Source organism: Clostridium sp. AF02-29 (assembly GCF_934835585.1).
In the GTDB taxonomy this organism is placed as follows: domain Bacteria; phylum Bacillota; class Clostridia; order Lachnospirales; family Lachnospiraceae; genus Otoolea; species Otoolea fessa.
Window position 1 is genome coordinate 37,547 of the sequence record NZ_CAKVZK010000025.1, and the last position, 6,000, is coordinate 43,546.

Sequence of the window (6,000 nt, forward strand, 5' to 3'; positions counted from 1 at the left end):
TGTGAATATAAGTAAGGAGTGGATGCGTTGAACCTGCAGGAAAAAAGAAAGAAAAGCGCGAATATCGCGTTTGCCCTGGATATGCTTCATATCGTAGTGGGTATATTGATCGTGATATTTGCGGTTCTTGCGTTTCTGAACCCGGATGAAAACCGGATTTTGTTTCCGGTAATCTTTCTTCTGGCGGCGGTACTGAATTTTGCCAATGGCTATGACCGCTATCGCCGGGGAAGGGGAAGAAAGCATCTGCGGACCGGCGGAATGATCCTGATGGCAGTGGGAGCAGGATTGTTCCTTTTATGTATTGTCAGTACACTTACAATATGGTGGGGGTAATAAAAGTGAAAACAGAAGTTTTGCGAATGTTAAAAGAAACGGATGATTACCTGTCCGGACAGGAGATCTGTGAGCGTTTAAATGTATCACGGACGGCAGTCTGGAAAGTTATCAAACAGTTGGAGGCAGAAGGATATGAGATAGAGGCGGTCCGGAACCGCGGTTACCGGCTGCGTTTCCTGGGCGATGTTCTCAGCCAGGCAGAGCTGGAGAGCAGCATCGACAGCGAGTGGGCTGGAAAAAATATTTTATATTTTGACGAGACGGATTCAACCAATACCGAGATCAAGAAAGCGGCGGAGAAAGATGCCCCGCACGGTACGCTGGCAGTCGCGGATTATCAGTCGATGGGAAAGGGACGCCGCGGAAGAAGCTGGGCGGCGCCGCATGGCGTCGGCATCTGGATGAGCCTGCTTCTGCGCCCGGAGCTTCCTCCGACCTGCGCGTCGATGCTGACGCTGGTGGCGGCTCTGGCAGTTGCCGACGGGATTCGGGAGGTTTGTGATCTGGAGGCAAAGATCAAGTGGCCGAACGATATCGTCGTCAATGGAAAGAAGGTCTGTGGTATCCTGACCGAGATGAGCACGGAATTAGAGTGTATTAATTATATCGTGACTGGTATTGGTATCAACGTGGCAAATCACGAGTTCCCAGAGGAGATTCGGGATGTGGCAACGTCTCTGTATCTGGAGACAGGAAAAGAAGTGCGCCGCAGCCAGCTTATCGCCGCGATCATGCGTGCGTATGAGGGATATTATGATAAATTCATGGAAAACCAGAACATGAAATCCCTGATGGACGTTTATAACAGCCGTCTGGCAAACTGCGGTACACAGGTGCGCGTCCTGTCTCCGGGCAATGAGTATACGGGCATGGCGCTCGGAATTGACGAGATGGGCGAACTGCTGGTCCGCACAGAAGACGGAAAGGTGTGCAAGGTGATCTCAGGAGAGGTATCTGTCCGGGGCATTTACGGATATGTATAAAGATTTTTATGCGTCGTTGAAGCCTTTAGAGGGGGAAATACCTTATGCGGAAGAAGAGAGGCTGGCGGCATCCGGCGCTCCATTGCTCTCCTGGTACCGGAAAAACCGGCGGCTCCTTCCGTGGCGGGAGAATCCGGAACCGTATTCGGTCTGGATTTCGGAGATCATGCTGCAGCAGACACGGGTAGAGGCGGTCAAACCGTACTTTGCCCGTTTTATGGAAGCACTCCCGGACATTACCTCGCTCGCGCAGGTGGACGAAGAGCGGCTTTTGAAGCTGTGGGAGGGACTTGGGTATTATTCCAGAGCCCGGAACCTAAAAAAGGCAGCGGTCTGCCTGATGGAAGACTACGGCGGTCAGATGCCGGCGTCGCGGGATGAGATATTGAAACTTCCGGGCATCGGAAGTTATACAGCCGGGGCAGTTGCGTCGATCGCGTATGATCTGCCGGCTCCGGCGCTGGATGGAAATGTGGTGCGTGTTCTGACACGCCTGTTTGCTGACCCACAGGACAGCACGAAGCCGGCGCTTCGAAAGAAATATGAGCGGCGCCTGGAGGCGGAACTTGTGCGCCGGACGGAGGAAAGAGATTCCTATTTGTCAGCCGGTGATGATGCCGGTGAGGTTTCCACGGCATTACGGTCAGAAGAGCTATTTCATCCAGGTGAATATAATCAGGCATGGATTGAGCTGGGTGCGCTTGTCTGCATCCCGGGCGGACGTCCGCTCTGTGAGAAGTGCCCGCTGGAATCCCTTTGTCTGGCGCATCGGCGGGGAGAGGAGGAGCAATATCCGGTCAAGCCGCCGAAAAAGCCGCGCCGGATCGAGGAAAAAACGGTCTGCCTGATTGAGTGGGAGGATACGGTGGCGATCCGCAAGCGCAGCAGCAAGGGATTGCTGGCGTCCCTCTACGAATATGTCAATCTGGACGGAAAAAAGAGTGCGGCGGAGGCAGCGAAAGAACTGGGGATCGCGGAGGCGGATATCAGGGAAACCGAGGATCTGCCGGATGCAGTCCACATTTTTTCCCATGTTGAATGGCATATGTGCGGACGCAGAATCCGCCTGAAACGGGCATCCGGCTATCAGGATAAAACAGTTTTGATGGTGCGCCGGGCGGAGCTGCAGGATCGCTATCCGATCCCCAATGCATTTCGCGTGTATACAAATATATTAATATGAAATACTGTTAGTGTGGGGGAGCAGGAAAAATGGCGATTATGAAAAAAATGCTTTTTATCATCAATCCGAGATCTGGCAAAGAACAGATTCGAAGTCGTCTTCTTGAAATTTTAGATAGTTTTGTAAAGGCGGGCTATGGACCGTCTGTTTATATTACGCAGGGCCCGAAGGATGCGGAGTATCAGGCGGCGCGTGCGAAAACGAAGGAACTGGTCGTGTGTAGCGGCGGGGACGGTACGCTCAACGAGGTGGTATCGGGGCTGATGACGATCACCCCGGAAAAGCGTCCGGAGTTAGGGTATATCCCGTCGGGTTCCACGAATGATTTCGCATCCAGTCTGGGACTTCCGAAAAATATGCGGAAAGCGGCGCAGACAGCTGCGCTGGGAAAACCATTTCTGGTGGATGTCGGTGTATTCGGCAAAAACCGGTATTTCGTCTATGTGGCGGCGTTCGGAGCATTTACGGAGGTATCCTATTCGACCCCGCAGGAGACGAAAAATATTTTGGGGCATCAGGCATATATGCTGGAAGCCATCAAACGCCTGACAGGGCTTAAATCCTACCGGATGCGCCTTACATGGGAACATCTGGGGGAGCAGAGAGAATTGGAAGAGGAATTTATTCTGGGAATGGTGACCAATACGACCTCGATCGGAGGTTTTAAAGGACTGGTTGGTATGGACGTGGCGCTGGATGACGGGGAGTTTGAGGTGCTTCTGGTCCGGAAACCGCGCACGCCGCTTGACATTGCAAGTATTGCTGCTTATCTGATTCAGAGAGAGGGCGAAAATGAATGTGTATTCAAGTTCCGCACCTCGAAACTGACGGTACAGTCGGAGGAGCTGGTGGACTGGTCGCTGGACGGTGAGTTTGGCGGAAGCCAGACAGAGGTCGTGATTGAAAATAAACCAAGAGAGATTGCGATCAGGGTGCCTGAAGTTACGGTTCGCGGGTAGGCACTTTTGGAACCGAAAGTGCCGTGAGAAAACGTGGTGGCAGCAGGAATTTGCCGTATTTAAATGCGAAGCCACGGCAAATTGCGTTACTGGGCACGTATGCGTGAACAGTAACTGCCTAAATAGAAATAGATCGAAAAATTTCGAAAATTGTTGAAAAATAGAATTTAATCGTATATAATGTACTTTCGGGATATTGCAGGGAAAGGTGCAGGGAAATAAAAGCACACAAACAATCGAGGGACAATATCACGTTAGATATAAAGAAACTTCTAAGCGAAATAAATCGAAAGGACGTTAATTCGTGGAGAAAGAAAATTTTTTAGGTAAGTTAAGGAAACTGGTAGAGTTAGCAAAGTCCAAGCAGAACGCGCTGGACGTGACAGAGATCAATAACTTTTTTATGGGCGATAATCTGCAGACAGAGCAGATGGAGCAGATTTACAATTATCTGGAGCAGAATAATATTGATGTCATTCCGGAGGTGATCGATGATTCGATCCTCAAGGAAAATGATTCGATGCTCGATGATGATGTGGATGATGAATTCCTCAAGAACGAGGAAGAGGATATCGATCTGGATGCGATCGATCTGTTAGAGGGAATCGGCACGGAAGATCCGGTCCGCATGTACCTGAAAGAGATCGGTACCGTTCCGCTTCTGAGCGCGGAGGAGGAGATCCGCCTTGCAAAGCGCAAAGCAGAGGGTGATGTGAATGCAAAAGAGCGCCTGATTGAGGCAAACCTGCGCCTGGTTGTCAGCATTGCAAAGCGCTATACAGGGCGCGGCATGAGCTTCCTGGATCTGGTTCAGGAAGGCAATCTGGGTCTTATTAAGGGCGTTGAGAAGTTTGATTATACAAAGGGTTATAAGTTAAGTACATATGCGACCTGGTGGATTCGTCAGTCTGTTACAAGGGCTCTGGCGGATCAGGCGAGAACTATCCGTGTCCCGGTGCATATGGTAGAGACGATCAACAAGATGTCCAAGATGCAGCGTAAGCTGACGCTGGAACTGGGCTATGAGCCGTCGGTGGCAGAGCTTTCCGAGGCGCTTGGCATGTCCGAGGATAAGGTCATGGAGATCATGCAGATCGCACGTGAGCCAGCTTCCCTGGAAACCCCGATCGGTGAGGAAGACGATTCCAATCTGGGTGATTTCGTAGCGGACGGCAACGTGGTAACGCCGGAAGGGAATGTAGAATCTGTTATGCTGCGTGAGCATATCGATGCATTGCTTGGAGACCTGAAGGAGAGAGAGCGTCAGGTTATTATTCTCCGGTTTGGTCTGGAGGACGGACATCCGAGAACCCTGGAAGAGGTCGGAAAAGCATTCAACGTAACGAGAGAGCGTATCCGCCAGATCGAGGCAAAAGCACTTCGTAAATTAAGAAATCCGGTCCGGAGCAAGCGGATTCGCGATTTCCTGTAAGAGTTGTATCATTTTGATAAAAAGGGAAATTTGTTTGGAATTTCCTGAAAGGTTTAATAAAAAGATAAAGCAGTTTGTACCCGTCCGTGGGTACAGGCTGCTTTTTCAAGTTTTGGAGAATATGAATTATTGTGCATATCTTCATATGACGTCTAAGGATGGAAATGATGTTTGTCAGGAAAGAAGCGTTTCGGATAGAAGTATCGCGTGCTGGAAGGAAAATGAACGGACAGATGGGAACTTATAGAAAGAGGAGAGAAAAATGTCGGAACCAATGAAAAATCCGCCAGCCAGAAAGACACAGACGGCGAAACGGAATTATCAGAAAGAAATGGAAAAAGTGCTGGATGCAGCAGTCCGGGACGGCAGAGTTCCGACTTTATTTCTCCACAGCTGTTGTGCGCCGTGCAGCAGCTACGTGCTGGAATATCTGTCGCAGTATTTTTCGATTACGGTGTTCTACTACAATCCGAATATTTCACCGAAAGAGGAATATGAGGCGCGCACGGAGGAGGTACAGCGGCTGATCCGGGAGCTTCCAGCGGTGCATCCGATCCGGTTTGTAGAAGGAAAATACGACCCGGAATGCTACTATGAGGCAGTCCGGGGGCATGAGAAGGATCCGGAGGGCGGCGAGCGCTGCGGTATTTGTTTTGAGATGCGCCTCCGGGAAGCGGCGAAGCTGGCAGCCGAGGGCGGCTATGACTGGTTCACGACGACCCTCACGATCAGTCCGCTCAAAAATGCCGGGCGCCTCAATACGATCGGGCAGGCGATGGGAGAAGAGTATCATGTGGCATTTCTGCCGTCGGATTTCAAGAAAAAAGAGGGATATAAGCGCTCGATCGAGCTGTCGGCGCAGTATCATCTATACCGGCAGAATTACTGCGGATGCGTGTTCTCGAAGCGGGAGCGTGAAGAGCAGATGCAGAAGGAGAGGCAGGAAACATCGTGATTTGAGGGGCGATATGTTTGGTCGAAGATGAGTTTGTATGGATGATTGCCTGTAGCTGCGAAAGTATGAAACGGCTGTGAGGGGAAAAAAGTGGTACTGTTCACAGGTAGGCACTTTTGGAACCGAAAGTGCCGTAAGAAAACGTGGTG

6 protein-coding genes are annotated in these 6,000 nt (G+C 50.8%); all 6 read left to right on the forward strand.

Features of this window, described 5'->3' with window-relative positions; all coding sequences use genetic code 11:
- Nucleotides 1–27 precede the first annotated feature (27 nt).
- The 6 genes from PUQ60_RS07695 (at nucleotide 28) to PUQ60_RS07720 (ending at nucleotide 5,851) form a co-directional block, all read left to right on the forward strand.
- Complete coding sequence (locus PUQ60_RS07695) at nucleotides 28–336, forward strand: DUF6637 family protein (RefSeq protein ID WP_022359804.1); 309 nt, start codon at nucleotides 28–30, stop codon at nucleotides 334–336.
- Between the two features lie 26 nt (nucleotides 337–362).
- On the forward strand, nucleotides 363–1,322 hold the full coding sequence (locus PUQ60_RS07700) for a biotin--[acetyl-CoA-carboxylase] ligase (protein ID WP_337955605.1): 960 nt from the start codon (nucleotides 363–365) through the stop codon (nucleotides 1,320–1,322).
- Nucleotides 1,315–2,505 carry an A/G-specific adenine glycosylase gene (locus PUQ60_RS07705; RefSeq protein ID WP_273379868.1) on the forward strand — a complete coding sequence of 397 codons (1,191 nt, stop codon included), beginning with the start codon at nucleotides 1,315–1,317 and terminating at the stop codon, nucleotides 2,503–2,505. Before PUQ60_RS07700 ends, PUQ60_RS07705 begins: the two co-directional genes overlap by 8 nt.
- A gap of 38 nt (nucleotides 2,506–2,543) precedes the next feature.
- Entirely contained in the window at nucleotides 2,544–3,464 is a 921-nt protein-coding gene (locus PUQ60_RS07710) for a YegS/Rv2252/BmrU family lipid kinase (RefSeq protein ID WP_107000161.1), read from the forward strand.
- Nucleotides 3,465–3,768: 304 nt separating this feature from the next.
- Nucleotides 3,769–4,896 (forward strand): RNA polymerase sigma factor RpoD, encoded by a 1,128-nt coding sequence (rpoD, locus tag PUQ60_RS07715; RefSeq protein ID WP_022359808.1) that lies wholly within the window; start codon nucleotides 3,769–3,771, stop codon nucleotides 4,894–4,896.
- Between the two features lie 262 nt (nucleotides 4,897–5,158).
- Complete coding sequence (locus PUQ60_RS07720) at nucleotides 5,159–5,851, forward strand: epoxyqueuosine reductase QueH (RefSeq protein WP_022359809.1); 693 nt, start codon at nucleotides 5,159–5,161, stop codon at nucleotides 5,849–5,851.
- Nucleotides 5,852–6,000: the final 149 nt, after the last annotated feature.